The following is a 24787-nucleotide window of genomic DNA, read 5'->3' on the forward strand; positions in this document are numbered from 1 at the left end:
TTGTTCGCTCCAATGTCATGACGGGAACAAGAGAACAGGCTTGTCCGATCATGGATATTTAAGGTAATGATACGATAAAACGAGCGTTTTCGCAACGTCGGCGCGGCGCCAAACGGGCGTTTCCCCTATTTTCACGCCTCTTTGGGATTTCCCAGCTTCTCCGCGAAAAATGCATAGGTCAGGTTCCAATGCGAATCGTTCCAAACCGGTTTGCCGCCTTGGACCAAGATGGCCTGCGGCGATTTATGCTGCACGCCGAGTTCCTCCGCGATCGCGTTGCTGACCGGACGGTCCTCGATGACGTGCACGATCGTGAAATCGACATTCGGCTGGACGGAATCCTTCACGTACTGAACCAAATCCTCGTGCGCTCCCGCGCTGATCGGGCAGCTCGTGCTGTGCTTGAATACCAGTAAGGGACGGTCCGACGATTTGCGGAGCGCCTCCTTCCATTGTTCCAGGCTGGTCAGTTGGTTCATCTCGGCCATGATGGGCACCCTCCTTTGAAAATGCTTCGTTAATTTTCATGTTATCAGAAATCGCCTTCTCCCGCAAAACGAAGGGTTTGAAAGCCGGCCTCATCCGTATCGCGGGATAGGCTTATTCGGTTCGCGAGGGGATCCGCTCCGGGAATTCCAAGCGGTTTCTTTCAAAATCGGATACACGGGAAAATCGGGCAACGGCGGATTTTCCGCTGAAAAAAAGGAGAGATGTACGGGAAAGTCGGACATCGAGGGTATATCCGTGTCATTCATGGGGTGATGTACGGAAAAGTCGTCTAACGCCGAAATCGGCAACCCGTATGTCCGAGCGCCGATTTCAGTCGAAGTATGTACGAACGTTCAAGAAGATATGTAAGGGGAACTCAGCTGCGCCAACCGGCCTTGGATTTCCGACTTCCAGCCTTCGTCCTTCAAGGAGGACGCGATCAGCCACAGATCCAGGAGCTCGTTCGTCCTCTCTTCCGCGGCCCGGGCAATGTCGACGGCATGCAAGTCGTCGCTCCCGTTCTCCAGCGCCGACGAAAGCACGCCCGCCAGCTCGTTGACCTGGTCGAACGGGATGATCCGCGGCACCGGATGCGAACCGAGGCGCCCGATTAGCCTTCCGATGTCCGACTTCACGCCGGCGTGCACTTCGCTGCTTCCGCAGCGGTTGCAGCAAAATACAGGCACCCTCGTGATGCTGACCTGCCTGGCATAGATGACGGTGCGAAGGCGAAGTTTTTGCAGGTCCCCGCATTGGCATCGTTTATTCAAGGGGGTATCTCTCCTTCTGAAAGCACTCATCCCTGTATATTCGCCGATGCCCGATCTAATTCCTGCTCTTCCGTGAACTGTAATATCTGGCACGCTTGCCTCTAAACCGCCAGTGCCATACAAACAGCACCAGGCAGGCTGCCGCGGCTCCGATTCCGTCATGAAGCAGATCCATGACATCGGGGGAACGATTGGGCACGTACGATTGATGCCATTCGTCCGTGACGCCGTACAGCACGCAGATCAGCACGTTCAACAGACCGCCCGTCCATGACCAAAAACGGGAACCTTGACCGTATGCCACCGTCAGCGCCAAGCCGAAATAAGCGACATAGTGCATCGGGTTGAAGGATTGCAAACCCGGGAACAGCCGCCTGAAAAACGGCAGCCAAGTGTCCAATTGCCCTCCGCTGCGGGCTGACAGGGCGAAGATCGCCCCCATCCAAATCAAAGCCGGCGCCCAGCGCCATAGTCGGCGTCCGCCGGCCCGGCCACGCATACCTTCCGAAGGAATCGGCAACGAATTTCCACTCCTTAAGCAGGCGAAGGCTTCCGGCTGAGACGTCATACGGAAGCGCTCCGACACGAATTCTGGTAGAATGAGACTCGGAATCCATCACAGACGGAGGCGATGAAGTCATGAACGCAACGAAAAAAGTCGTTTGCTTCGTAGACGACGAATTCGAAGATCTCGAATTGTGGTATCCCGTCTACCGGGTACGCGAGGAAGGCGCCGAGGTGCTGCTCGCCGGCCCGGAACGCGGGCGCAAATATATCGGAAAATACGGGGTTCCCGCGGTGGCCGATTTGTCGTACGACGATTTGGCGGCGCTGGATTGCGACGGCTTGCTGATCGTCGGCGGATGGGCGCCGGACAAAATCCGCCGCGACCGGCGCGTGCTCGATTTCGTTCGCCGGGTCGACCAAGCCGGCAAGCCGATCGGCCAAATTTGCCACGCGGGCTGGGTGCTCATTTCGGCGAAAATCGCCGCGGGCCGCACGGTCACTTCCACGCCGGGCATCCGGGACGATTGGGAAAACGCGGGCGCGACGTGGCTCGACGAGCCGGTCGTCATAGACCGCAACTGGATTTCCGCGCGGCGGCCGCCCGATCTGCCCCCTTACGCCAAAGCGTTCTGCGACAAGCTGTACGGCCGCTTGTCCTGATCCCGTGCCGGCCCGATATCTCCTTTCGGGCTACGGGCCTTGGGCCTTGGGCCTCGCCTTCAAGCCCGAGGCTGCACCTGCCAGTTCCGCGACTCGGTCTCGGCATGGAAAGCCTCCAACACCCCGCGGACTTCGGCAGCCGTCCGGCAGGCCAGCACCTGTTGCACCAGAGCGCGGCAGTCCGCCGCGCGAGTGCGGAGCAGGCATTCCTTGACCGGCAGGATCGCTTGGGCGGACAAGCTGAGCACCGTGATGCCCAGTCCCAGCAGCAGGGGCAGCGCGCGGACGTCTCCCGCCAGCTCCCCGCATACGCTGACGGAGATGCCCCGCCGATTGGCGGCTTCCGCGGCTTGGGCCAGCATCCGGATGACCGCCGGGTGGAACGGCTCATACAAATGCCCGATGTTCTCGTTCATCCGGTCGACCGCCAGGGTGAACTGGACCAGGTCGTTCGTGCCGATGCTGAAGAACGAAACTTCCTCCGCCAGCAGATCCGCCACGGCCACGGCCGCGGGCACTTCGATCATGATGCCCGTCGGCACGTCGGCCCGGTAGGCGATACCTTCCGCCGCCAGCTCCCGCTTCGCTTCTTCCAATACCCCGTTCGCTTCCCTCACTTCCTCGACCGACGCGATGAGCGGATACATGATCTGCACGTCGCCATACGCCGCCGCGCGGAGAATCGCCCGCAGCTGGATTTTAAACAGGTCTTTGCGGTGCAGGCTGAACCGGATCGCCCGGTAGCCCAAGAACGGGTTGTCTTCCTCGGGCATTTCGTAATAATCGAGCTGCTTATCCCCGCCGATGTCGAGCGTGCGGACCACGAGCGGTTTGCCGTTCAGCCGTTCCGCCGCCGCCCGATACACTTCGAACTGCTCTTCCTCCGACGGAAAATGGCTGCGGTCCATGTACAGGAACTCCGTCCGGAACAAGCCGACCCCTTCCGCCCCGCTTTCCAGCGAGGCTTCCAGCTCTTTGACCGAGCTGATATTGGCCCCCAGCTGCAGCGGGACCCCGTCCATGGTGACCGACGGCAGCGCCACCAGGGAGCGCAGCTGCTCCTGCTGGGCGAGATATTGCTGGCGCCGTCCGACGTAAAGCTCTACCGTCTCGGGATCCGGTTCGATGTACAGTTGGCCGGTTCCTCCGTCCGCGATGAGCAGGTCTCCCGTCACGATCGGCGCCTCCAGCTTGCTTTCCACGCCCATGACGAGCGGGATGCCGAACGCCCGCGCCATGATGGCGGCATGGGAAGTCGGACTGCCGACCATCGTGACGATGCCGAGCACCAGCTCCGGCCGGAGGTGAATGAGCTGCGAAGGCGTCAGCTCGCGGACGACCAGCACGAACGGCTGCGTATCCTCCGGCAGATCGATCTCGGGGACCCCAAGCAGATGCTTGAGGAGCCGGTTGCCGACGTCTTTGATGTCGACCGCCCGTTCTTTCATGTATTCGTCGTCCAGCAGATCGAACATCGTGACGAAATGGTCGATCGCTTCCTTCACCGCCACTTCCGCGGCCTTGTACTGGCGCTGGATGATGCCCTGGATCTCGTTCATGAAAACGGGATCCTCCAGAATGGCGATGTGCGCGTCGAAAATGCTGGATTCCTGCGCGCCGACCGCTTCGTCCAGCTCGGATTTCATTTGGGCGATTTCGCTTTTGGAGCGGCGGACGCCTTCATACAGCCGGTCGAACTCCTTCGCCAAGTCGGCCACGTCGATCTTCTGGTCCGGCAATTCCCATTCCCAGTTCGGCAGCACGAACGCCTTGCCGATCGCGATGCCTGCCGATGCCCCGAGCGCCTGTATCATGCTTCCACCTCCCGGACGTTGTGTTCCCCGTGCTTCACGGCCACCGACATGACGGCCGCCTGCCCCTTCTTCACGTTTTTGAAGGGAGCGAACCGCCAGGAGCGGACGATATCCGGGTTCGTGATGACCATCGGCGTGGCCAGCGACTTGGCTTTCTTGCGGATTGTCGGCAGATGGAACCGGAGCAGCGGCTGCCCCGGCGTCACCTCGTCCCCTTCTTTGATCAAGGCGGTAAAGCCTTCGCCGCCGAGCAGCGAGGTATCGATTCCGACGTGGAGCAGCACTTCCAGCCCGTCATCCGTCCGCAGGCCGATCGCGTGCTTCGACGGGTGAACGTGGACGATCTTCCCTTTCACGGGGGCGACCAGTTCGCCTTTCTCGGGCAGGAAAGCGACCCCGCGTCCGACCAGGCGTCCGGCGAAGATCGGATCGTCCACTTCTTCCAGCGGAATCATCCGGCCTTGCACCGGCGAATGGAATTGCACTTGCTGAACGTCCTGCTGCAGCAGTTTTTGGATTTCTTCCCGGATCAGCTCCGAGTACGTGCCGAACACGACCTGCACGTGGCCGCCCCCGAGCTTGATGACGCCCGCCGCGCCTAGGTGCCTCATCGCCGGCACGTCGACTTTGCGGTCGTCTTCCAACGTCAGCCTCAGCCGCGTGATGCAGGCTTCCAACCGGGCGATGTTTTCCTTGCCTCCGAGCGCCTGCAGGATCAGCGGCGCCCGATAAGGCACGTCGCCCGCCCAGTCGTCCAATCGGGACTCGTCCTCCCGCCCCGGCGTCGTCAGCTCGAACCGCCGGATGCTCCAGCGGAACAGCACGTAATACGCGAGGCCGACGACAAGCCCCAGCGGGAGGATGAGCCAGCCTTTGGTGGAGAGCGGCAGGTTAATGACGTATTCCAACGCGCCGGCGGAATAACTGAAGCCGTGGCGCACGCCGAGTTCGTAGGTCAGCCACATGATGGCGCCGGACAGCAGCGCGTGGACCAGGAACAAATACGGGGCGACGAACAGAAACGCGAACTCGACCGGTTCCGTCACGCCCGTCAGGAAAGAGCCCAGCGCGGCGATGCGGAATTGCTTGGCGATTTTCGGCTTCAAATCTTCCCGCGCCTCATGGATGATGGCGAACGCTACCGCCGGCAGCGCGAACATCATCGTCGGGTAGAGCCCTGCCATGTACGCCCCGGCCTCCGGATCCCCCGCGAAAAACCTGGGCATGTCCCCGAAATAAATCGCGCTTCCGTCCTGGTATTGGCCGACTTGGAACCAGAACACGTGATTCAGCAAATGATGCAGCCCGAACGCCACGAGAATCCGATGCAAAAAGCCGTAAAGGAAAATGCCGAAGCCCCCCGCCGACTGCACCAAGGTGCCAGCCGTCGCGGCGAGGTCCGCCACGCCTTTGCCCGCCCCGATCATGATCCAGGCGAACAGCAGGGAGAATCCGCTCATGAACAAGGGAACGAAACGGGAGCCGCCGAAAAATTGCAAATATTCCGGAAGCACGATCGATTTGAAGCGGTCGTGCGCCCAGCCGGTGACGATGCCGATGACGGCGCCCGCGAACATGGAAGGCTGAACGCCTTCCGGATCGTACGTGTGGGTGATCGCCGCGAAAATGATCATCCCGGAGAGCGCCGCGATGCCGGCCGCGGCAGTCTGGTTGGACAACCCCAGGGCAATGCCCACGGCGAAAATATGGGGCGTATATTGGAACATCACGAGTCCCGCGGCATGCAGCAGGTCCGGTACTTGCGGCCAGCCCATCGCTTCCCACGGCAGCCTGGCGAGCATGAGAAAAATCGCCGCGGCGGGCAGCACCGTCATCGGCAGCATCATGGCCCGGCCCAGCCTTTGCAGATAGCCTAATCCGAACATCGGCAGCTCCCCTCCTTTTCCGGTCTCATGCGGTGCTTGGGCAACCTGCGCCCATCTCAAGCAAAAAGCCGGGCGAGCGCCCGGCCGCTTGCGAGAGGATCAGCCTCTGCCCTGCGGCAGCAAAATCGAGTCTTCGACCTTGATGCAGCGGTCCATGATGACGGTCATGCCGGCTTGGCGGGCAATATCGGCGGCTTCTTCGTTCACGATGCCGAGCTGGAGCCACAGCGTCTTCGCCCCGACGGCCGCCGCTTCGCCGGCGATCGGCGGCGTATGCTCCGGGCGCCGGAACACGTTGACGATGTCGATCGGCACCGGCACGTCCTTGAGGGAGGGATACGCCTTCTCTCCCAGGATCGTATCCGCGTTCGGGTTCACCGGGATGATTTTGTAGCCCTTCGCCTGCATGGCGGCGGACACCATGTGCGAGGTTTTGGAAGGATCGTCGGACAGCCCGACGACCGCGATCGTTCCGGCTTCCTGCAAAATGCGCTTGATTTCGTCCCTGGACGGGTTTTCGAATGCCATGCTCGAGTCCTCCTTTAACTCGGGAGTTTGACGGGGTCTAATTGTTCCCGGCTTTACTCCACCCACTTCACCTGGGCGCCCAGCGCCTTCAGATGGTCGAAATATTGGGGATACGATTTCGCCACGTGATGGGCGTCCCGGATGCGGATCGGCTTCGCCGCGCGCAAGCCGACGACGGTCAGCGCCATGATGACCCGATGGTCGAAATGGGCGTCGATCTCCACGCCGCCTTCCACGCCTTCCGGCCGACCGTGCACGATGATCTCGTCGCGTTTCTCCTCGACGTTCGCGCCCGCTTTGCGCAGCTCGTTCAAATAATCCGTGATCCGGTCGCATTCCTTGTAACGCAGGTTCTCTACATTATAGAACCGGGAGGTTCCTTCGGCGAAGACGCTGGCCGCGACCATCGCCAGCACGCCGTCGGTGAATTCGTCGCCGTCGAATTCGACGGCCTTCAGCCGGCCTTTGCCCCGAACATGGACGATCCCGTTCTCGTGCGTCAGCGGGACGTTCATCGCCCGAAGCACGTCCACGACCGCTCGTTCCCCCTGCTTGCTGTCTTCCGTCAGCCGGTGCAGCTTCACGTCGGAATTCGTGACGGCGGCCGCGGCGAGCACGGCGGCGGAGCCGGGATAATCCCCTTGTACCGTGTAGGTTTGCGCGCGATATTTCTGCCGCCCCGGCACGCGGAAAAACATCAAATCGTCCGAGGCATGGACGACGATGCCCGCTTGCGCCAGCACTTCCAGCGTCTGGCCGATGACGACCTTGGACTTGAGGTCGTGCAGAACCTCGATTTCGCTGTCCTCGTCCAGCAGCGGGGTCATAAACAGCAAGGAGCTTAAAAATTGCGAACTGACGCTGCCCGATACGCGGATTTTGCCGCCCTTCGGATTCCCGCCGCGGACCGTTATCGGCAATTTCCCGCCGTTATGTTCGATTTCGACGCCCATGCCCTGCAGCGCTTCGAGCAAATCGTCGTGCGGACGTTTGCCGAGCGATTGCGGATACGCGTTGACGAAATTCACTTCGCCCGGCACGAGGGCGGCGATCGACAGGATGAACCGCAGCACCGCGCCGGCGTTGCCGACGTTCAGCTCTTTCACGGGCCTCGGATGTCTCCCGAACCCGGTGATCACGATTTTCTCCGCGTCTTCCTCGATGACGGCGCCGAGATCGCGGATGCAGCGCCGCATCGCTTCCCCGTCCTCGCTGTGGGCGGGATACAGGATCGTGCTGGTTCCTTCGGCTAATGCCGCCACGAGCAAATAACGGGTCGTATAGTTTTTGGAAGACAACGCTTGAATGTCTCCCTGCAGCCGATTCGTCGGCGTCACGATCATATCCATGTTACGCTAGACACTCCCTTGTCCGATGCGACTATCGCTTGCTCCGTGCCTCCGTTTGACAGCAAGGCCGGCGTTCTCCTATGATGAGAATACCAATTGGGGATGAAAGGGCGAATCCGTATGAATCCGCAGGAAACGATTACCGTGGAACAATTGAAAGCCCGGCTGGACGCCGGCGAGAAACCGCTCATCATCGACGTGCGCGAACCCGAGGAAGTGGCGTACGGCATGATCCCGGGAGCCGTCCACATTCCGATGGGGCAAATCCCGCAGCGGCTGGACGAAATCCCCCGAGAAGGCGAAGTCATCTTCGTCTGCCGCAGCAGCCACCGAAGCGGCCAAGTGTGCGATTACCTCGGCATGCTGGGCTTCGAGAAGCCGGTGAACATGATCGGAGGCATGCTGGCCTGGTCCCAGCTTCCCGACTGACCCTTACGAATATCGCCACGGACAAGCGGAGCGCGCTGCTCCGCTTTTTTATGTTTTAACCGGGGGCTCCCCCGAAAGGAATCGGAATATGCTGCAGAGCTTCGCGTCGCTTTTGGGGGATTTGTTTTCTACTATAACACACCGTTCGGGCGGCCAGGTATAAATCCGCGCGATTTTCCGTAAGTTTGATAGTGTGTGACTGTAAAGTTCTGGAAGGTGATGCGCGTTGATGAAATCCGCCAGCCCCGCTCTTCCCCCGTCCCCCCTGAAAAGACTGCTCGACCGTTCCCAGCCGTTCTGCAAAGAAGACGTCCTGTGGGCGCTGGATTACATGAAACGGAAAGCGGCCGATGGAGCGCCCGAATGGTCGGGACTCGATCGGCCGCAGCTGCTGGAGGTTTTCGCTTGCTTCGCGGAAATGTCGCTCCTGCTCCTGCATCGGCAGACGCCGGGCAAGCCGGAAACGGAACGCTTCCGCGCGATGCTCGAAGGTTTATTCGCCCGCGACCCGGCTCAGTTGTGAATCCAGTCGTGGTGGAACGTTCCCTCTTTATCGAGGCGTTTGAACGTATGGGCGCCGAAATAATCGCGTTGCGCCTGCAGGAGGTTCGCCGGCAAGCGCTCGGAGCGGTAGCTGTCGTAGTAGGACAGCGCGCTTGCGAACGAAGGCACCGGAATGCCGTACCGTACCGCGGTCGCCACGACCTCGCGCCAAGCGTCTTGGTAATTTTCGACCACGCCTTTGAAATATTCGTCCAGCAGCAGGTTGCGCAGCTGGGGATCGCGGTCGTACGCGTCTTTGATATTTTGCAGGAAACGGGCCCGGATGATGCAGCCGCCGCGGAAAATCATGGCGATGTCGCCGTACCGCAGGTTCCAGCCGTACTCCTCGGAAGCCGCGCGCATTTGGGCGAAGCCTTGCGCGTAAGAGCAAATCTTGCTGGCATACAGCGCTTTGCGGATGCTTTCGATGAACGCTTTCTTGTCGCCTTCGAAGGGCTTGGTCTGCGGTCCTTTCAGCACTTTGCTGGCCGCGACGCGTTCTTCCTTCAGCGCCGACAGGAAACGGGCGAATACCGACTCGGTAATGATGGAGAGCGGCACGCCGAGGTCCAGGGCGCTTTGGCTCGTCCATTTGCCGGTTCCCTTCTGGCCGGCGGCGTCGAGGATGACGTCGACCATCGGCTTGCCGGTTTCCGGATCTTTCTGGGTGAAAATGTCGGCCGTGATTTCGATCAGATAGCTGTCGAGTTCGCCTTTGTTCCACTCGGCGAAAATCGCTTGGAGCTCGTCCGTCGAAAGGCCGAGCACGTCTTTCAGCAGTTGGTACGCTTCGCAGATCAACTGCATGTCGCCGTATTCGATGCCGTTATGCACCATCTTCACGTAATGGCCGGCGCCGTCCGGTCCGATATAGGTACAGCAAGGATCCCCGTTCACCTTCGCCGAAATGCCCGTCAGGATCGGCTCGACGAGGCGGTAAGCTTCTTCCGGGCCGCCCGGCATGATCGAGGGGCCTTTCAACGCGCCTTCTTCGCCGCCGGAAACCCCGGTCCCGATGAAGTGGAAACCCTTCTCGGTCAATTCCTTGCTGCGGCGCTGCGTGTCCGGGAAGTAGGCGTTGCCGCCGTCGATGAGGATATCCCCTTTATCCAAATGGGGAAGCAGCGATTCGATCGTGGCATCCGTTCCCGAGCCCGCCTGTACCATGATCAGGATTTTGCGGGGCTTCTCGAGGGCGTTCACGAATTCCTCCACCGAGAACGTGCCGACGAGATTTTTGCCTTTGCCGTCCGTCTCCAGCAGATCGCGCGTTTTGTCCGGCGAACGGTTGTATACGGCCACCGTAAAACCGCGGCTCTCGATATTCAAGGCCAAGTTGCGTCCCATGACGGCCATGCCGACGACGCCGATGTTCGCTTTGGTCATCTTCTCTCCATCCTTACATTCCGAATTTGCAACATTCCTATTGTACTCTTTTTGCTCCCGGATGAAAACCATGCATTGGCAAACCCGGCCCTCAAAAGTCAATTCCGGACATCGAAATTTTGAATGCCGTTATCGAAAATTCGCATGGCAAGAATTTTACTTGCTTTTCTATAGTTAGTTATCTTATAGTATGTACTAGATAATCTTAAGGAGGAATTCTACATGGCCGTTTCCCAATGGAATCTCGACAAATCCCACAGCAACATCACCTTCAGCGTCCGGCATATGATGATCGCGAACGTGCGCGGCAGCTTCGGCGAATTCGACGCTTCCGTTACGGCGGACCCGGCGGATCCGACAACCGCTTCCGCGACGATCACGATTGACGTTGCGAGCATCGACACGAAGGACGAAGGCCGCGACGGCCACCTCAAATCGCCGGACTTCTTCAATGTCGAGCAGCATCCGAACATGGTCTTCAAGGTGACGAAAGTGACGTCCAAAGGCGGGGAAGAATACGAGATCGCCGGGGATTTGACGATCCTGGGCAACACGAAACCGATCACGCTCAGCGGGGAAATTTCCGGACCGGCCAAAGACCCTTGGGGCAACGAGAAAATCGCCGTGTCGGCCAGCGGCTCCCTGTCCCGTTCCGAGTTCGGGCTGACCTGGAACGCGGCGCTGGAAACCGGCGGCGTGCTCGTCAGCGACACCGTCAAGCTGAACATCGAGCTCCAGTTCGCGAAAGCGGCCTAACGATAACGCGCCGCCAAAAAAAAGCATCCCCCTCGCGGGGGATGCTTTTTCTCTATTCGCTGCCGATCTCCGGCCTCTACAATTCCAGCTGCAGCATTTCGATCCTCATGGCCCGGAGCTTCTCCTTGGAAGCTTCCGACGCCTCGGAGCGCCCTTCCCGGAGGGCCTCATGGAGCACGGCCAGCTCGTAATCGATTTCAAGTCTGAGAACGGCAGCGCGCTGTTCGGCGCGTTCCGACTTGAACGCCTGTATCATGTCTTCCACTGTAACCTGCGGTTTCTTCTGGTAAATGATCCGATGTTCCATGCCCGACACCTCCACCTGACGGATGATTTCTCCGAACATGATGTTCTCGATGAGGACTTGGCGGTCCCGAAACCGTTTGACCACGGCATGCCCCCGGGAATCGCCGATCAGCTTCTCCATCCACGACGCGAGCCGCTCATCCTTCACCCGGTATTCGCCCACGAGCTTGTAGCATCCATGCGCCCGCAGAAACCGGAATTTCACCAGCTTCCTTCCCGATCGGACCGAAACGGTCATTTGGCCGTCGCTTTCGTTCCAATACAACGAGTATCCTTGCTGAATCAGCTCCCGGATCGAATTCTGGATTTGACGGCGGTCGAAACGGACTTCCAGATCGCGGTATTCCACTTCGCAGCTGCGGTACACGGGCAAACACCTCCTGCGGGTTCCGCATGATCAGAGTTTGACCGAATGTTCTGAAAATTCGTTTCTTATCCTTATCTTATACTCCATCTTATGTTCTGGCAACTTGGTTTCTTGACTATTTTCCTTTATAGTGGGGAAAGCATCACGGCAAATTCCGCAAAGAGGTGACCCCTTTTGAACTCCTTGACCTCCCTGACGTTTCCCGGATTCGGACAAGCCGACTTCGAAGCCATGACGGCCGAAGGCTTGGACGGCCGGATGCAAGCGATCATCCGAACGGTCCGTCCCAAGCTGACGTCGCTCGGAGCCGATCTGGCCCCCCGGCTGGGCGAGTCGTGCGGAGAAGCCATGACGCCCCACGTCGCCAAGCACGCCCGAAGATCCGTCAATCCTCCCGCCGACACTTGGGTCGCCTGGTCCCGCAGTCCGCGCGGCTACAAAATGCACCCGCATTTCCAGGTCGGCATCTGGCCGACGCACGTCTTCGCGCAGTTCGCCATCATTTACGAATGCCCGGACAAATCGTCGTTCGCGGACAACGCGCTCCGGGAGCTGGCTTCGATCCGCAAGGCCGTGCCGGACGACTATGTCTGGTCCCGGGATCATACGGTCCCCGAAGGCCGCCCGCACGGGTCGATCGCCAACGACGAACTGGCGGATTGGCTGGGACGGCTTCGCGCCGTGAAAGCCGCGGAAATCACCTGCGGCATCCACGTGCTGAAAGGCGATCCGGTCCTCGCGGACGGAGAAGCCTTCGCGCGGCTGGCGCTGGATACGTTCCGCACGCTGCTGCCGCTTTACCGCTTGGCGTCAGGCTGATCATTGCTCTGAGAACGATGGCCTCGGCAAAGAAAATGCGCCGAGGCCATTTTTTGAGATTTATTTTCCTCTTTAGGAAATTTCTCTTGACGGAAATTTCCTTTTCGGGTAAATTGAAATCAGGAAATCCGATCCGGATCCGAAAGGAGGTGCTCCTTCCATGACTTTCGCAACGCTCAGCGCGCTTGCTGAGCCCAACCGGTTCAACATCGTCGAACTGCTGCGCGACTTCGGCGCGATGACGGTGAGCGAGATCGCCCAGAAGCTGGGCCTTCGGCTCCCCCAATCCTCCAAACATTTGCACGTCCTCTCCGAAGCCGGCCTCGTCAATGTTCAGGTAGACGCGAATCGCCGCATTTATTCGTTGTGCCCGACGCCGCTGCTCGAGATGAACGACTGGCTGGAGACTTTCACCCGGGTCAAGGAAGAACAATTCGACCGATTCGAAGAACTGCTGAAGAAAGCCCAAATGAACGAAACGAATGCGAAAAACGATTAAGGGTCAAAAGGAGACGATAGCATGTCCAAAACGAACGTAATCGCCGAGAAAGGCAAGCAGGAAATCGTGATTACCCGCGAATTCGACGCCCCCCGGGAACTCGTGTTCCGTACGTATACGGATCCGGCGTTAGTCCCCGACTGGTGGGTCCCTCCAGCATGGCGACGACCGTCGACCGAATGGAAGTCCGGAAGGGCGGCGTCTGGCGGTACGTCCAGCGCGAAGCGAACGGCTACGAGCATGCCCATAACGGGGTGTATCACGAAGTGGCGTCTCCCGGCCGGCTGGTGAACACCTACGAATACGAAGGTTATCCCGGTTCGGTCGGCCTCGTCACCACGACGTTCGAAGAGCTGCCGGGCGGCAAGACGAAGTTCACGGAGCTGACGCTGTACCCGTCGGTGGAAGTGCGCGACGGCGTGCTGCAATCCGGCATGACGGAAGGCGCCATGGAGCTGATGGACCGGCTGGAGGAAGTTCTGGCGAAACTCCAATCCCGATAAGGAGGGTTCACGAAAATGAAATGGGTTGCCCGGATCGTGCAAGGCGTGCTGTGCGTCGGATTTCTGATGTCAGGTTTGACGAAGCTTTTTTCCGGCTTGGAGCAGATCCGCGAGATGTACTCGGATCCGCTCGGCTACGACCCCGTTTTCATCTATGCGATCGGAGCGATCGAAACTTCGGCGGCGCTCGCGCTGATTGCCGGTTTCCGCTGGAAACGCGCCGCGGCTGCCGCTTCGGTCGCGCTTGCGGTCGTCATGGTCGGCGCGATCGCGTCGCAATTGACGGCAAGCGCGCCGGCGGACGCCGTGCTGCCCGCGGTATACTTGATCCTGCTGGTCTTCCTGCTGGTACGGTTGATCCGCGCGGAAGGCGCATGGAAGCTGAGGTCGACGCAACGGGCATAATCGATCGTCCGCATCGACGAGATAAAGGGTCCCTTCGGGGACCCTTCAGCCTGTTGGTGAAGCCGTTACCAGGATTATTCGCCCCCCTTGGGGAAACCATCCAACGATATTCGAAAGATCAATCACAAATCGCTTGAGCAGATCATTTTATGATTCTGTTTGAAATTTCGAATACATTTCACCCTGCGGCCGCTAAGTCGAGGATTGTATGCGATTTTTCATATAGAATAGACGAATTGTGGTTTTACCAATAATTGAACTCGAAAAATCGAATATAAAATTTAAATCGCTTTTGCTAATTAGGCTGTTGAAGGTTCTTCAACAGCCTGAAGGGTCCCCTCGGGGACCCTGGCGATTTTGCGCGTCCTTTCCGACCTTACCGTTCGCGAATCCAAACCGTCATTTCGCCCGGTTCCCGGTTTCCCCAGTAGGCGTAAGGGACGGCCGTGACCGGGACGCTCTTCTTCTTTCGCGTGACCGGCCTGTACAGTTCATCCTCCCAGGAAAGATCGGAGCGTTGCCCCTCTCCGGTCAAGGCGACGATCCCGCCCAGGACGTCTTCCCGATACTCCGCTTTGAAATCGGAGTTCTCGGGAAAGCAAATATCCGTAAGGTCGGGGCCATTGTCCGCTTCTTCCAGGCAATATTCGAACGTCACCGCGATTCGGCTCGCCGAGCAGATCGAACTGTTCATCCGCCAAAACTACGCCAGCGATATCACGAATTCGGTGTTGCAAAAGAAGATGAACTACCACCCCAATTATTTGGCCAAGGCAATGCTGAAAGTTTACGGAATGACGCCGATGACCTATCTCCAATATTACCGGCTCGAACAATCCAAACGGCTTCTGCTGCAAACCGCGTGGTCGATCGCCCGGATCGCGGACGAAGTGGGCTTCCATCACGTCTCGCATTTTTCCACCTGCTTCTACAAGAAAGAAGGCCTCTCTCCCTCGGGCTTCCGCAGCAAATTCGCCAAGGAACGTTAGATAGGGCGAGACGCGCTTTGATATGCGAAAAAAGCCCTTCAGGAACTGTCCTGAAGGGCTTCGATTGTTTAAGTATGGTGCGGTCGAGAGGACTCGAACCTCCACGGCTGTTACACCACTAGAACCTGAATCTAGCGCGTCTGCCAATTCCGCCACGACCGCATGCCATCCGTGATGCGCATCGGCAGAACCTGTCGCAATCACGTGACTTATCATAGCACGGGGCGGAAAGCCAAGTCAAGCCGTTCTAGGGAAGTTCAAATTTTCAGTTAACGGCGGGGGTTAATAGCTCGGCGAGACCTCATGAGTCGCACCGGGCGCCCCGGGAGCTTCATGGTTCAAGTCCCAATCCGCGGAAAATTCCGTATCCTGCAGGTAATCCTGCATGCCGCCCGCCGGGATTCCGGCAAATCCCGCCGCCTCCGGCCGCAGCGTTCCTTGGACGCGGACGACCCCTTGGGACAGCACATGCCCGCTGGCCGCGGCCGCCGCCACTGCCGCCGTCTCCATGATTTGCCGGTCGGACGCGCCTTCGGAACGGGCCTCTTCCATATGGTAAAACGTGCATACCTCGTTATTCGCGTACATGGCGACGGCCAGCGCGATCAAATGTTTCGTCTTCGCGTCCAGCTCTCCGGAGGCGAAACACTCTCCCGTCCATTGATGGTAGGCCGACGCCGTCTCCGGAAGCGTTTCGGACAACCGGCCGGCCTGATCCTTGTACTGGCGCACTTTCTGATCCGCGAGCGCGGAGGTCATGGCGATTCCCCCTTCCCTGTCGTCCCCGCAGTCCGGGGCACAGACCTAATCTGCCACAAGGAAGGCGATCCCATACCCGGTCTTACTCGGGAAATTCCCAAGTCCGGGGCTCGTTCGCCGGCTGGATGCGATAGCTCCGGCTGAGCTTGACGACCCGCCGATTGGGCCGCCGGATCAGCACGCTCTCCTCGTCCCAAGCCACGACGATCCCGCGTACGTCGTTCTGCTCCAGCGCGTCCCGAACGACCCTTACCTTCGTGCCGTCCATCCGCCAGCGGTCCAACTGTTCCTCGTCCATACGCGATTCCCTCCTTTTCCGCGTAAAAAATACCCGCCGGAACATCGGTTCCGCGGGTATCGAGCCGGCGCGCCGGTCATCCGACGTGTTTCACCGAGTCGTTCGTTTCGTACCATTCGTCCAGCACCTTGCTCGACATGACGCGGCTCCGGACATATTCGGCTTGGCGTTCCGTAAAGCGGTCCGCCCAAGGAAAATCCAGCTCATCGCACATTTTGACCACCGTCAGCAGTTCGGACCAAGCGACATACCGCTTATACCAGAAAAACTGCGGATGTTCGATCATATAAGGGTACAGATCGTCGAACTCCGTATGTTTGCAGTCGAGCGCGCGCTCGAAATGGACTTTGGCTTCCTCCAGCTTTTGCGCGAAAAAGTCGTCAGACGGCTGAACGTTCCCCATTTGCTGCTCGCCTCCCCTCTGCAAGTTCCCCTTCATTATACGTCATCCCGAACGCTCCGAAAAGGGATGACAAGCCGATCGGCCTGGAGATGTTTCTGGAATTTAGTCCTCGAACGCGATCCGGTTATCCTCCAGCGACCGGATTCGCACGAGCGACTCGACCCTGTATCCGAGCTCCCGAAGGGCCTTGCCTCCGGCCTGGAACGACTTCTCCAGCACGATGCCGATCCCCGCGAGACGGGCGCCGGACTGTTCGATGATCCGGATCATGCCGCGAGCGGCGTCCCCGTTGGCGATGATGTCGTCAATGAATAAAGCCGAATCTTCCCGGCTCAGCAGATGGCGGGAGACGATCAGGTCCGTCACGATCCCTTTCGTAAAGGAAGGGACTCTGACGGTGTAGGCATCCGCCTCGTTCAAAAGCGTCTTCTTCCGTCTGGCGAACACGAGCGGAACCTTCAGTTCCAGCGCGGTCGCGAACGCCACCGGGATGCCGGAGGACTCTACCGTCACGACTTTCGTGACTTTCTCTTCCGCGAATCTCCGGGCGAATTCCTTGCCCATCTCCATCGTCAGCACGGGGTCGACGCCGTGATTCAGCAAGGAATCGACCTTGAGCACGTCGGAATTCAGGACGGTGGCCTCCTTGAGCAGCCGTTCCTTCAATATGTCCATTTTCCCACCGCCCGTTCTTTTTCTGTTTAACGTATCACATCCTCCAAGCTTGCGCAATATGGGAACCGGCGTTTCCGCCGCGCGGAATTTCAATAGTGAAGTTTGGGGCATAAACGTTGTCCCGGCGCCCGTTCGGGTGCTATAATCGGGTCAATTATCGCGAAGGGGGATATTTCCATGCGGGGAAAACCGTCGGAAAACGAATACGGAGGACATTTCGGGAACTACATCCGGCTGGTGCCGGAAGGCGATATCGTGGAGACGCTGGAGGCGCAGGAACGGGATACGATCGGCTTGCTGAGCGGCTTGCCCGAAAGCCGGGGGGATTACCGGTACGCGGAAGGCAAATGGTCGTTGAAAGAACTGATCGGGCATATGACCGACACGGAACGCGTCATGAGCTATCGGTTGCTGCGGATCGCCCGCGGGGACGAGACGCCGCTCCCCGGCTTCGACCAGGATCTGTGGATGAAGCACTCCGTGTTCGGCGGGTGGAGCTTCGCGCAGCTCGCGGAAGATTACGGCGCGGTTCGGAAGGCGACCCTCACGCTGCTGAAGGGACTGCCGGAGGAAGCCTGGTCCCGCAGGGGGACCGCCAGCAACGTCGGCCTTACGGTCCGCGCGCTCGCGCACGTGATCGCCGGGCACGAAAAACACCATATCGCGATCATCCGGGACAAATATTCGGTTTGACGGAATGCCCGTCCCCGTCCGCTCATAGGCTTGGTAAAAAGGGGACGAGACGGGGGGTTCCGGTGCGGCGTGAAATCGTGGTGGAAAAGCTTTCAGGTGGCGTTTACGTTTATCGGGACCGTCGTAGGCGCCGGATTCGCTTCCGGCCGGGAGGTCATGCAGTTCTTCACCCGTTTCGGGGACTGGGGACCGCTGCTGATCCTTCTGGCCTCTTTGTTTTTCGTCTGGATCGGCGCCAAGGTCTTGCTGCTGGCCTCGAAGCTGAAAGCGGGCTCCTACGAGGATCTCAACCGGCATCTGTTCGGGGATCGGACCGGCCGCTGGGTCAGCCTGCTCATGCTGCTCGTGCTGACGGCCGTGAACGCCGTCATGCTGGCCGGCGCCGGCTCGCTGTTCTCCGAGCATCTGAACCTGAGCTACCAGAGCGGACTCCTGATTACGATGTTCGCTTGTTTTGTCCTGCTTCGGAAAGGAATCCCGGGGATCATCGCCGTCAATTCCTTCGTCGTTCCGATCATGGTTGCGTTTACCGCGGTGCTGATGGTCGACACGCTGACGAGCCCAGGCACGAGCGGCTGGCCCTCCTCCCAGGACAGCCTTGCCGTCTCCCCGTGGGCCGCCCTGCTGTCTCCCTTCTTGTACGCGGCTTTTAACCTCTCCATGGCGCAGGCCGTTCTCGTGCCGCTCGGTTCTTCCGTCGGCGACCCCCGCATCCTGAAGCGGGGAGCCTGGATGGGCGGCATCGGCATCGGGCTGCTGCTCTTGGCCGGCCATCTCACGCTGTCGGCCCGGATGCCCGGCATCTCCCAGTTCGACATTCCGATGGGCGGAATCGCCCGGGAATTCGGAGCGTGGATCCATTGGACTTACGTCCTTCTGATCTTCTCCGAAATTTTCACGACGCTCGTCTCCGATATTTTCGGCTTGACCGTCCAACTGCAGGAACGTACCCGGATCTCGAGAGGCGCGCTGACCGCGGGGCTGTTACTGGTATGCTTCATCATCGGACAATTCGGCTTCGGTCCGCTGCTGTCGGCTTTGTATCCGTTCTTCGGGATGCTCAGCCTGGGCTGGCTGTTTCTGATGGGAAGGGACCGGGCGCTGAGGGACGGTCCGCCGCCCGCCCCGCCCAGTCCATCATCCCGGCGGACGGCATCGCGCTCCGCACCGCTTCCGCCACATGCCGGTGACACGTGAACAGCAGCACCTGCCGGCTCCGGGCGATTTCCCCCAGCACGGGAACGGTCCGGCGAAGCCGGTGTTCGTCGAAATGCACGAACAGGTCGTCCAACAGCAGGGGCAGCGGCGCTTCCTTCGAAGCGGCCTCCGCCAGCGCGAAGCGCATCGACAGATAGAGCTGCTCCTGCGTGCCGCGGCTGAGAAACGCGCTGTCCGTGATCCGGCGATCGGGGGATTCGGCGAGAACGGCGGGCGTGTCTTCCGGAACCAGGATCCGGGTATAAGCGCCGCCGGTCATCTCCGAAAAATAACGGGAGGCGAGTCGCAGCACTTCGGGCTGGCGCTCCGCTTCGTAGACCGCCTTCGTCTCCTGAAGCAGCCGGTCGGCGACGGCCAGCAACGCGTACCGCTCCAGCAGCCGCTCCAGCCGGCTCTCCATTTCCGAAAGCCGCGACCCGCGGTCTTCGGTCTCCGCTTCGCTCTTTAAACGCTCCAGCTCCTGGGAAAGCCTTCCCCTCCGGTCCAGCAGCTCCGCCCGCTCCCGCTCCGCGGCCTTCCTTCTCTCCTCCGCTTGCGCGAGTTTCTCCCCGAGTTCCGCCTCATCGTGTCGATCCAGCAACCGGTACAAATCGGCGGCCTCCGCAGGCGTTCGCCCGGCCTCCAGCCGGAGCTCCGCTTCCCGCCGTTCCTTACGCAGCGCGCGCCGGCGCTCGTCGACGCGAAGCCGGCGCTCGTAGGACGCTTCGTCAAGCTCTCCCGCTTGCGCGAGGACGGCAGCCGCCTCCCGTTCCGCTTCCTCCAATCGGCGTTTCGCCTCGCGTTCCGCTTGCTCCGCGGCCCGAAGCTGCCGGTCCAGGCGCGCCGCCTCCTGGAACGCCGCCTGTTGCTCGGCAGACCGGCGGAACAGCCAGGATACCGCCAGCGCGGGGTCGGCTTCCATCGACGGGGGCGGCGGGCAGACGCGGAACAGCGCCGCGGCCGATTGCCGAAACGCGGCTTGGATTTGCTCCAAAGCCGCCAGGCGTTCCTCGGTCCGAAGCCGCCGACGGAGCGCCGATTCTCCTTGTTCCGCCAGATGGAGCAGCTCCGGCAGCAGGTCGGGCGTGTACGCAGGCGAGAGCCGGTAACGCGACAGCCAAGCCGACCATTCCGTCTCGAGCCCGATCAGGCTTGCGTTCTCCTCCCCGATCGCCGCCTCCAGCGATTCGAGTTCCCGGTCGATTTGATGAAGGCGGCCTCGCGCTTCCCGCGACCGTTCTCCGAACCGTTCGGCGCGTTCCATCTCGGCCATCACGGCTTGAACCGCGCGCCGCAACCGCCTCCAAGCCTCCGCGGAGTTCTCCTTGCGGTCGTCCAGCAGCAATGCCGCCATCCGCTCCGGCCGCTCGAGCAGCGCGGCCAACCGGGCTTCGACGCTCCGCCGAAGCTCGGCCAAGCGGGCCAGGTCGCCTGCGCTGCCTGCTGTGTTTGTCGGCGGGTAGCCGGATGATGGGCTGCGATTCCGCCATCCGACTGCAGCGGCGATAATCGCCAGCACGGCGCACGCGGCAGCCGCGACGTACAGCATTGCAGCCGGCGTGCCGGCGAAACCGGCGGCGCCCCCCGCGGCAAGGGCGGCAGCCAGCGCTGCCAGTATGCCGGCCGCGGACAGAGCAAATCCGCCGCCGGCTTTACGCTGCCGGGACGGGCGAGCGGAGGCGCGGCGGCCGCCGATAGGGCCCGCAGGTGGAGCGGCCGCATCCATCTGCGCCGCGTTAGCCGCTGTCGACGCTTGGCGTTCCAGCAGCCGGAACTCGTCGTCCAGCGAGTCCCAAGCTTGTTGAAGCGACGGCCGATCCTTCGGGCGGAAAGGGCCGACATCTCCCGATTCCGGGAGGCGGACGTCCGGTCCGTCCCCTTCTTCGGCCGAGGCTTCCTCCATTGCCCTTGTTTCGGCCAGCAGCGCTTCCCGCTGCCGTCTCAAACGGTCCGCGTCCGCCGCGAGCGACGCCTGTTTCGTTCGCGATTGTTCCCAAGCTTGCTGCAGCCTCCGAAGCGGCTCCCGTTCCGCGGCAACCGTGCAGAACGCCTCCAGATCGGCTTCGGTCCAGCCCGATCCTCCTCTGGTCAGCAGCGTTTCGATCGTATCCTCGATCAGCCGCCGCTCCGCGGCCAGCGCTTCCTTCTCCTCCTGCCGGGCCGCAGCCGCTTGCCTCGCCGCTTCAAGCCGCTCCAGTTCCGGAGCCTGCTCCAGCAGCCGATCGTCCCAGCGAAGCGTTTCCCGTTCTGCGCGCAGCTCCCGGACCGCCGCTTCGGCTTGACGAAGCCCTTCGAGCGCTTCGCTCCGCCGTTTCCGCAGCGCCTGCCATTCGGCGCCCGCTTCTTCCGCCAGCAGCGGAGCTTCCGGATTCGCCAGGCTGCCGGACAGGTCCCGCTCTTCCGCTTCCAGCAATCTCAGCTGCAACCACCATTCGCGCCCATCCAGGGCGGCGCGCAGCGCGGCCGGCTCCGCGGCAAGCGATGGCCATGACTCGTCCCATTCCGCCAGTCTCCGCCCGACCTGGGCAAGCTCCCGTTCCATCTCCTGGTATGCGGCCAAGCTTGCCCGGCTTTGCCGGATGCCGGCCTCCAGCTCCTTGATCGCTGCGAGCTGCCGGTTGATCTCCTGGGTCGCGCCTTTGGGCCGGTACAGCTTGTCCATCTCCGCAGCCAATCGGCGCCGCGCTTTCCCGAGCGAGGCGCCTCCGGCCAGACCGCTGTGATAGAGATAATTGCCGATTTCTTCTCCTTGCAGGGTATGCAGTTCATGAAGCTCGTCCAGCGTTACGGCGAACAACTGGCGGAACAGCCGCTCGGATACGCCGCCCAGCACGCGGCGTTCCCAGTCCGATTGGGACCAGCCCAGCTCCGTGCCGTCCGCGTCCCGGACCGCGAAGCCGCCGGAAGCTTTGCGGCCCGAGAGTCCGCCGGCATCAGCGTACCGTTCCAGCAAAAATTCCCGCCCTTCCGCGGTAGAGACGAGAATTCGGCCGCCGTGCCTCCCTCCGAACGCCGGCTCCGCGCGTTCGACGGGATCCTTCCTCGAAGGGATGCCGTAGAGCATGCCGCGCAGAAACCGGATCAACGTGCTTTTTCCCGCTTCGTTCGGACCGTAGAGGACCGTGACGGGATGCTCGAAGACGAGTCCGACGTCACGAAGCGCGCCGTATCCGTCCACCTTGCACTCGCGTATGTACACCGGCCTGTCCTCCTTTTTGCCCCAAGATGACCTTTATCCGCTCGATTCCTCATCCCGCAGCAAGGCGGCCGCCGTCTCCATCGCCCGCCGGATCAGCTCCGAACGCTCCGCCTCCCCCATGGCGTCCGCCCACGCTCGGATCTGCGGCTGCTTCCGCAGCGTATCCAGCGCCTCGCGGATGAGTGCTTGGCTCTTCTCCGGATGCTCCGAAGCTCGGAGCCCGCGGCGGACCAGCTCGCCGAGAAATCCGTCTTCATCCGCATACCGAGCGGGGTCGGACGCGGACGAAGTCCGAACGGAGATCGATTCCGCCCACACCCAATCGTCGCGATCGTCCGGGCTGCCGATCCATTCCCGCAGCTCTTCCAGCCATTCCTCCGCCATCGAGTCGCGGATCAGCGCGTCGTGCAGGCTTCCTCTTCCTTCCAGGCGCAAACGCAGAACGACCGGCCTTCCCCGCGCTTCCGCCCTCGCCTCTTCCGCGGCTTGCAGCAATCGTTCCTTCAGCTGCTGTTCCCGCTCCGCCCCTTCGATGGTAACGGCGGTCTCCCGCCATAACACGTCGGCGGTGTCCCGGAAATCGATCCGGATCTCCCCGGTTTCCGACACGCGGACGACGCTGGCGCCTTTCGGACCCGTCTCCCGGATGCTGCGCCCTTGGATGTTCCCCGGATAAGCGACATGCGGGTACTCATGCAATAGACGCCGATCGTGGACATGGCCGAGCGCCCAGTAGTCGAAACCCGCGGATACGAGCTCCTGCAGGCGGCATGGCGCGTAATTGTCATGCGCGGGGTCCCCGTCCACGTTGGCGTGGAGCAACGCCAAATGAAACGGCGCTCCTTCCTTCCGGACGAAGCGCGCCGCCAAATTGTCCGACACCGCGGGGGTCGGAAACGAAATTCCGTATATGTAGGCGGCCAACCGGCCGTCCCTCCTGTAAGCCGGCTTGTGTTCCACCGCAGCCGATCCGAACGCGTGCACGTTGGCGGGCCAATCCAGCCTGGCCTGGGCGCCGCTTTCCGGATCGTGGTTGCCGTGGACGACGAACACGCCGATTCCTTCTTCGCCCAGCTCCGAGAACATCCGCTGCAAGCGCAGCTGCGCGCGGAGCGAACGGTCCGCCGTGTCGTAGAGATCGCCCGCCAGCACCACGAAATCCGCTTTCTCGTTTCTCGCGGCTTGAAGAACGTTCCGGAACGACGCGAACGTGGACTCGCGCAGCCGCTCCCGAACCGTTTCCGGTACCCTCGCCAATCCTTTGAACGGACTGTCCAGATGCAGGTCGGCGGCATGGACGAACGTAAACGGCACCTTCATGGCTACCCGCTGCGCCTCCTTCCGCTCAACCATCTTCGGGGTTATCCGAACCTGCGGCCGTTAGGTCCGCCGCGCCGCCGTACGACAAGTAAATCCGTTTCAACTCTCCGATGACCCGATTGAGCGAATACGTCTTTTTCGCCTTGTTCCATGCGGCCCGGGCCATCTCGTACCGGAAATGGGGATCGGAGATGACGGTGTCCAGGGCGTCCGCCAACGCGGCCGGATCGTCCGGCGGCACGAGCAGCCCGTTCACGCCGTTATCGATCTGTTCTGCGATTCCGCCGACGTCCGTGCCGACCAAGGCCAGCAGGCAGAGCGCCGCTTCCGCGAACACGGAGCCGAACGCCTCCGCGCGCGAAGGCAGCACGAACACGTCGAAGAACGGCATCAGCTCCTCGGGATGCAGCATGTATCCGTAAAAAATCGTATCGTCGTAGATGCCGAGGCGCTGCGCCAATCCCTCCAGATCCTGGCGAATGGGCCCGTCGCCGATGATATGCAGCACGAAAGGCCGGTTCCGCGCTCTCAGTTCCGCGCACGCCTTCAGCAGAATATCCAGCCCTTTGGCCGGCACGAGGCGGCATACCGTCACGAGCTGCGCCACGGCGTTGTCGTGGGAGATCGGCTTGAACCTTTTCTCGTCGTAGCCGTTGGGGATGACCGTGATCCGTTCCGGATTTTTCATGTAGGTCCCCAAATAGGACGCGAAAGAACGCGACACGGTCATCAATAGATCGGTCCGGCTTTCGAGTTCCCCGTAAATCGAAGTCAGAAAGCGGTGCTCCGGCCCGCCCTCGGCGATGCGGCCGTTCAGGACCAGCTCCCGCTCGTAGCTGGAATGGACGGTCATCAGCACGGGCGTGTCGGGAAACACCCGCTTCATCGCCATGGCGGCGATCGGGTGATGGGCATGGATCAAATCGAACTTCTGCCCGGTCAGCCGCAGCTTCGTCCACCAAATATAGTCCTTGTAAGTCTGCAAATATTTATCGACGATGGCATGGCCCGCGTACGCCCGCCAATCGAACGTTTCGAATTCGATCTCTTCGTGGCCTTTGTTGCGGATGCGCTTCGGAAGGGAGAACAATTCCATTTCCCAGCCGATTTTGCGGAACCGCTCCCGGACGTACGGGACCATGGACGAGACGCCGCCCGGCTGTTCCGGCGGAAAGAACAGCGCCTGCAAAATGTTCAAGGGAAGCCCTCCTCTGGCTGCCGACCTTCTCGGCCTATGG

26 protein-coding genes, 1 tRNA gene and 3 pseudogenes are annotated in these 24787 nt (G+C 60.9%); 12 read left to right on the forward strand and 18 right to left on the reverse strand.

The genetic code is table 11. From position 1 onward, the window contains the following. Positions 1-131: 131 nt before the first annotated feature. From ytxJ to PTZ19_RS04770, 3 genes are all read right to left on the reverse strand, one after another. A complete protein-coding gene (ytxJ, locus tag PTZ19_RS04760) occupies positions 132-488 on the reverse strand; it encodes a bacillithiol system redox-active protein YtxJ (protein WP_276352653.1) in 357 nt (118 codons plus the stop codon). Between the two features lie 354 nt (positions 489-842). Beyond that, positions 843-1259, reverse strand: a complete 417-nt coding sequence (locus PTZ19_RS04765) for a hypothetical protein (RefSeq protein WP_276352654.1) — start codon at positions 1257-1259, stop codon at positions 843-845. 55 nt (positions 1260-1314) lie between these two features. Beyond that, positions 1315-1779: a VanZ family protein gene (locus PTZ19_RS04770; RefSeq protein WP_276352655.1), complete on the reverse strand. Its 465-nt coding sequence runs from the start codon at positions 1777-1779 to the stop codon at positions 1315-1317. A 119-nt stretch (positions 1780-1898) separates the two neighbouring features. Between PTZ19_RS04770 and PTZ19_RS04775 the strand changes: the two genes are divergently transcribed. Then, positions 1899-2426, forward strand: a complete 528-nt coding sequence (locus PTZ19_RS04775) for a type 1 glutamine amidotransferase domain-containing protein (RefSeq protein WP_276352656.1) — start codon at positions 1899-1901, stop codon at positions 2424-2426. A 59-nt stretch (positions 2427-2485) separates the two neighbouring features. Here PTZ19_RS04775 and ptsP read toward each other — a convergent pair whose 3' ends face one another. The 4 genes from ptsP to aroA form a co-directional block, all read right to left on the reverse strand. Further along, positions 2486-4240 carry a phosphoenolpyruvate--protein phosphotransferase gene (gene ptsP, locus PTZ19_RS04780; protein ID WP_276352657.1) on the reverse strand — a complete coding sequence of 585 codons (1755 nt, stop codon included), beginning with the start codon at positions 4238-4240 and terminating at the stop codon, positions 2486-2488. Continuing rightward, positions 4237-6126, reverse strand: a complete 1890-nt coding sequence (locus tag PTZ19_RS04785; protein ID WP_276352658.1) for a glucose PTS transporter subunit IIA — start codon at positions 6124-6126, stop codon at positions 4237-4239. The genes ptsP and PTZ19_RS04785 overlap by 4 nt, the downstream gene beginning before the upstream one ends. Positions 6127-6225: 99 nt before the next feature. Beyond that, positions 6226-6654, reverse strand: a complete 429-nt coding sequence (locus PTZ19_RS04790; RefSeq protein ID WP_276352659.1) for a CoA-binding protein — start codon at positions 6652-6654, stop codon at positions 6226-6228. A gap of 53 nt (positions 6655-6707) precedes the next feature. After that, positions 6708-8003, reverse strand: coding sequence for a 3-phosphoshikimate 1-carboxyvinyltransferase (gene aroA, locus PTZ19_RS04795; protein ID WP_276352660.1), 1296 nt, complete (start codon positions 8001-8003; stop codon positions 6708-6710). 120 nt (positions 8004-8123) lie between these two features. Between aroA and PTZ19_RS04800 the strand changes: the two genes are divergently transcribed. Then, a complete protein-coding gene (locus tag PTZ19_RS04800) occupies positions 8124-8432 on the forward strand; it encodes a rhodanese-like domain-containing protein (RefSeq protein WP_276352661.1) in 309 nt (102 codons plus the stop codon). 229 nt (positions 8433-8661) lie between these two features. Then, a complete protein-coding gene (locus tag PTZ19_RS04805; protein WP_276352662.1) occupies positions 8662-8955 on the forward strand; it encodes a hypothetical protein in 294 nt (97 codons plus the stop codon). Here PTZ19_RS04805 and gndA read toward each other — a convergent pair. Continuing rightward, positions 8946-10361, reverse strand: a complete 1416-nt coding sequence (gene gndA, locus PTZ19_RS04810; protein WP_276352663.1) for an NADP-dependent phosphogluconate dehydrogenase — start codon at positions 10359-10361, stop codon at positions 8946-8948. The two genes, PTZ19_RS04805 and gndA, sit on opposite strands and share 10 nt — an antisense overlap. Positions 10362-10583: 222 nt before the next feature. On the opposite strand from gndA, the gene PTZ19_RS04815 reads away from it, so the two are divergent. After that, a complete protein-coding gene (locus tag PTZ19_RS04815) occupies positions 10584-11117 on the forward strand; it encodes a YceI family protein (protein WP_276352665.1) in 534 nt (177 codons plus the stop codon). A 76-nt stretch (positions 11118-11193) separates the two neighbouring features. Here PTZ19_RS04815 and PTZ19_RS04820 read toward each other — a convergent pair whose 3' ends face one another. Beyond that, positions 11194-11790, reverse strand: coding sequence for a hypothetical protein (locus PTZ19_RS04820; RefSeq protein WP_276352667.1), 597 nt, complete (start codon positions 11788-11790; stop codon positions 11194-11196). A gap of 174 nt (positions 11791-11964) precedes the next feature. On the opposite strand from PTZ19_RS04820, the gene PTZ19_RS04825 reads away from it, so the two are divergent. The 5 genes and pseudogenes from PTZ19_RS04825 (at position 11965) to PTZ19_RS04840 (ending at position 14016) form a co-directional block, all read left to right on the forward strand. Beyond that, on the forward strand, positions 11965-12609 hold the full coding sequence (locus PTZ19_RS04825) for a DUF1054 domain-containing protein (RefSeq protein WP_276352669.1): 645 nt from the start codon (positions 11965-11967) through the stop codon (positions 12607-12609). A 160-nt stretch (positions 12610-12769) separates the two neighbouring features. Beyond that, positions 12770-13108, forward strand: a complete 339-nt coding sequence (locus PTZ19_RS04830) for an ArsR/SmtB family transcription factor (protein ID WP_276352671.1) — start codon at positions 12770-12772, stop codon at positions 13106-13108. A gap of 21 nt (positions 13109-13129) precedes the next feature. Next, positions 13130-13236 (forward strand): annotated as a pseudogene (locus PTZ19_RS25375) (ATPase); the annotation flags it as partial. A 30-nt stretch (positions 13237-13266) separates the two neighbouring features. After that, entirely contained in the window at positions 13267-13611 is a 345-nt protein-coding gene (locus tag PTZ19_RS04835) for an SRPBCC domain-containing protein (RefSeq protein ID WP_276352673.1), read from the forward strand. Positions 13612-13626: 15 nt separating this feature from the next. Further along, complete coding sequence (locus PTZ19_RS04840; protein ID WP_276352675.1) at positions 13627-14016, forward strand: DoxX family protein; 390 nt, start codon at positions 13627-13629, stop codon at positions 14014-14016. A 376-nt stretch (positions 14017-14392) separates the two neighbouring features. Here the strand turns inward: PTZ19_RS04840 and PTZ19_RS04845 are convergent, their stop codons facing one another. Continuing rightward, positions 14393-14710: a hypothetical protein gene (locus PTZ19_RS04845; RefSeq protein WP_276352676.1), complete on the reverse strand. Its 318-nt coding sequence runs from the start codon at positions 14708-14710 to the stop codon at positions 14393-14395. Positions 14711-14759: 49 nt separating this feature from the next. Here PTZ19_RS04845 and PTZ19_RS04850 point away from each other — a divergent pair, with 49 nt between their 5' ends. Further along, positions 14760-15005 carry a helix-turn-helix transcriptional regulator gene (locus PTZ19_RS04850; RefSeq protein WP_276352677.1) on the forward strand — a complete coding sequence of 82 codons (246 nt, stop codon included), beginning with the start codon at positions 14760-14762 and terminating at the stop codon, positions 15003-15005. Positions 15006-15080: 75 nt separating this feature from the next. On the opposite strand, the gene PTZ19_RS04855 is transcribed toward PTZ19_RS04850, so the two are convergent. The 5 genes and pseudogenes from PTZ19_RS04855 to PTZ19_RS04875 all read right to left on the reverse strand — a co-directional run bounded on the left by PTZ19_RS04855 (position 15081) and on the right by PTZ19_RS04875 (position 17140). Continuing rightward, positions 15081-15167 (reverse strand) — tRNA-Leu (locus PTZ19_RS04855). A gap of 264 nt (positions 15168-15431) precedes the next feature. After that, positions 15432-15764, reverse strand: a pseudogene (locus PTZ19_RS04860) (carboxymuconolactone decarboxylase family protein); the annotation flags it as partial. A gap of 82 nt (positions 15765-15846) precedes the next feature. Next, positions 15847-16062 carry a hypothetical protein gene (locus PTZ19_RS04865; protein WP_276352679.1) on the reverse strand — a complete coding sequence of 72 codons (216 nt, stop codon included), beginning with the start codon at positions 16060-16062 and terminating at the stop codon, positions 15847-15849. A 76-nt stretch (positions 16063-16138) separates the two neighbouring features. Continuing rightward, complete coding sequence (locus tag PTZ19_RS04870; protein ID WP_276352930.1) at positions 16139-16465, reverse strand: hypothetical protein; 327 nt, start codon at positions 16463-16465, stop codon at positions 16139-16141. A 102-nt stretch (positions 16466-16567) separates the two neighbouring features. Continuing rightward, positions 16568-17140 (reverse strand): xanthine phosphoribosyltransferase, encoded by a 573-nt coding sequence (locus PTZ19_RS04875; protein ID WP_276352682.1) that lies wholly within the window; start codon positions 17138-17140, stop codon positions 16568-16570. Positions 17141-17317: 177 nt separating this feature from the next. On the opposite strand from PTZ19_RS04875, the gene PTZ19_RS04880 reads away from it, so the two are divergent. Both PTZ19_RS04880 and PTZ19_RS04885 read left to right on the forward strand, forming a co-directional pair. Beyond that, on the forward strand, positions 17318-17833 hold the full coding sequence (locus PTZ19_RS04880) for a DinB family protein (RefSeq protein ID WP_276352683.1): 516 nt from the start codon (positions 17318-17320) through the stop codon (positions 17831-17833). A 69-nt stretch (positions 17834-17902) separates the two neighbouring features. After that, positions 17903-19030: a YkvI family membrane protein gene (locus PTZ19_RS04885; protein ID WP_276352685.1), complete on the forward strand. Its 1128-nt coding sequence runs from the start codon at positions 17903-17905 to the stop codon at positions 19028-19030. Between the two features lie 2572 nt (positions 19031-21602). On the opposite strand, the pseudogene PTZ19_RS04890 reads toward PTZ19_RS04885, so the two are convergent. The 3 genes and pseudogenes from PTZ19_RS04890 to PTZ19_RS04900 form a co-directional block, all read right to left on the reverse strand. After that, positions 21603-22229 (reverse strand): annotated as a pseudogene (locus PTZ19_RS04890) (AAA family ATPase); the annotation flags it as partial. Positions 22230-22262: 33 nt separating this feature from the next. Next, complete coding sequence (locus PTZ19_RS04895; RefSeq protein WP_276352688.1) at positions 22263-23582, reverse strand: metallophosphoesterase family protein; 1320 nt, start codon at positions 23580-23582, stop codon at positions 22263-22265. Continuing rightward, a complete protein-coding gene (locus tag PTZ19_RS04900) occupies positions 23575-24747 on the reverse strand; it encodes a glycosyltransferase family 4 protein (protein ID WP_276352689.1) in 1173 nt (390 codons plus the stop codon). The genes PTZ19_RS04895 and PTZ19_RS04900 overlap by 8 nt, the downstream gene beginning before the upstream one ends. Positions 24748-24787: the final 40 nt, after the last annotated feature.

The sequence above is a fragment of the Cohnella caldifontis genome (assembly GCF_029360585.1).
Lineage (GTDB): Bacteria > Bacillota > Bacilli > Paenibacillales > Paenibacillaceae > Cohnella > Cohnella caldifontis.

Excerpts from the sequence above, each read along its gene's own strand:
- ytxJ (WP_276352653.1), bottom strand. The coding sequence starts at position 488 with ATGGCCGAGATGAACCAACTGACCAGCCTGGAACAATGGAAGGAGGCG.
- PTZ19_RS04775 (WP_276352656.1), top strand. The coding sequence starts at position 1,899 with ATGAACGCAACGAAAAAAGTCGTTTGCTTCGTAGACGACGAATTCGAA.
- ptsP (WP_276352657.1), bottom strand. The coding sequence starts at position 4,240 with ATGATACAGGCGCTCGGGGCATCGGCAGGCATCGCGATCGGCAAGGCG.
- PTZ19_RS04785 (WP_276352658.1), bottom strand. The coding sequence starts at position 6,126 with ATGTTCGGATTAGGCTATCTGCAAAGGCTGGGCCGGGCCATGATGCTG.
- PTZ19_RS04790 (WP_276352659.1), bottom strand. The coding sequence starts at position 6,654 with ATGGCATTCGAAAACCCGTCCAGGGACGAAATCAAGCGCATTTTGCAG.
- aroA (WP_276352660.1), bottom strand. The coding sequence starts at position 8,003 with ATGGATATGATCGTGACGCCGACGAATCGGCTGCAGGGAGACATTCAA.
- PTZ19_RS04800 (WP_276352661.1), top strand. The coding sequence starts at position 8,124 with ATGAATCCGCAGGAAACGATTACCGTGGAACAATTGAAAGCCCGGCTG.
- PTZ19_RS04805 (WP_276352662.1), top strand. The coding sequence starts at position 8,662 with ATGAAATCCGCCAGCCCCGCTCTTCCCCCGTCCCCCCTGAAAAGACTG.
- gndA (WP_276352663.1), bottom strand. The coding sequence starts at position 10,361 with ATGACCAAAGCGAACATCGGCGTCGTCGGCATGGCCGTCATGGGACGC.
- PTZ19_RS04815 (WP_276352665.1), top strand. The coding sequence starts at position 10,584 with ATGGCCGTTTCCCAATGGAATCTCGACAAATCCCACAGCAACATCACC.
- PTZ19_RS04830 (WP_276352671.1), top strand. The coding sequence starts at position 12,770 with ATGACTTTCGCAACGCTCAGCGCGCTTGCTGAGCCCAACCGGTTCAAC.
- PTZ19_RS04835 (WP_276352673.1), top strand. The coding sequence starts at position 13,267 with ATGGCGACGACCGTCGACCGAATGGAAGTCCGGAAGGGCGGCGTCTGG.
- PTZ19_RS04840 (WP_276352675.1), top strand. The coding sequence starts at position 13,627 with ATGAAATGGGTTGCCCGGATCGTGCAAGGCGTGCTGTGCGTCGGATTT.
- PTZ19_RS04845 (WP_276352676.1), bottom strand. The coding sequence starts at position 14,710 with ATGAACAGTTCGATCTGCTCGGCGAGCCGAATCGCGGTGACGTTCGAA.
- PTZ19_RS04850 (WP_276352677.1), top strand. The coding sequence starts at position 14,760 with ATGAACTACCACCCCAATTATTTGGCCAAGGCAATGCTGAAAGTTTAC.
- PTZ19_RS04865 (WP_276352679.1), bottom strand. The coding sequence starts at position 16,062 with ATGGACGAGGAACAGTTGGACCGCTGGCGGATGGACGGCACGAAGGTA.
- PTZ19_RS04870 (WP_276352930.1), bottom strand. The coding sequence starts at position 16,465 with ATGGGGAACGTTCAGCCGTCTGACGACTTTTTCGCGCAAAAGCTGGAG.
- PTZ19_RS04875 (WP_276352682.1), bottom strand. The coding sequence starts at position 17,140 with ATGGACATATTGAAGGAACGGCTGCTCAAGGAGGCCACCGTCCTGAAT.
- PTZ19_RS04880 (WP_276352683.1), top strand. The coding sequence starts at position 17,318 with ATGCGGGGAAAACCGTCGGAAAACGAATACGGAGGACATTTCGGGAAC.
- PTZ19_RS04895 (WP_276352688.1), bottom strand. The coding sequence starts at position 23,582 with ATGGTTGAGCGGAAGGAGGCGCAGCGGGTAGCCATGAAGGTGCCGTTT.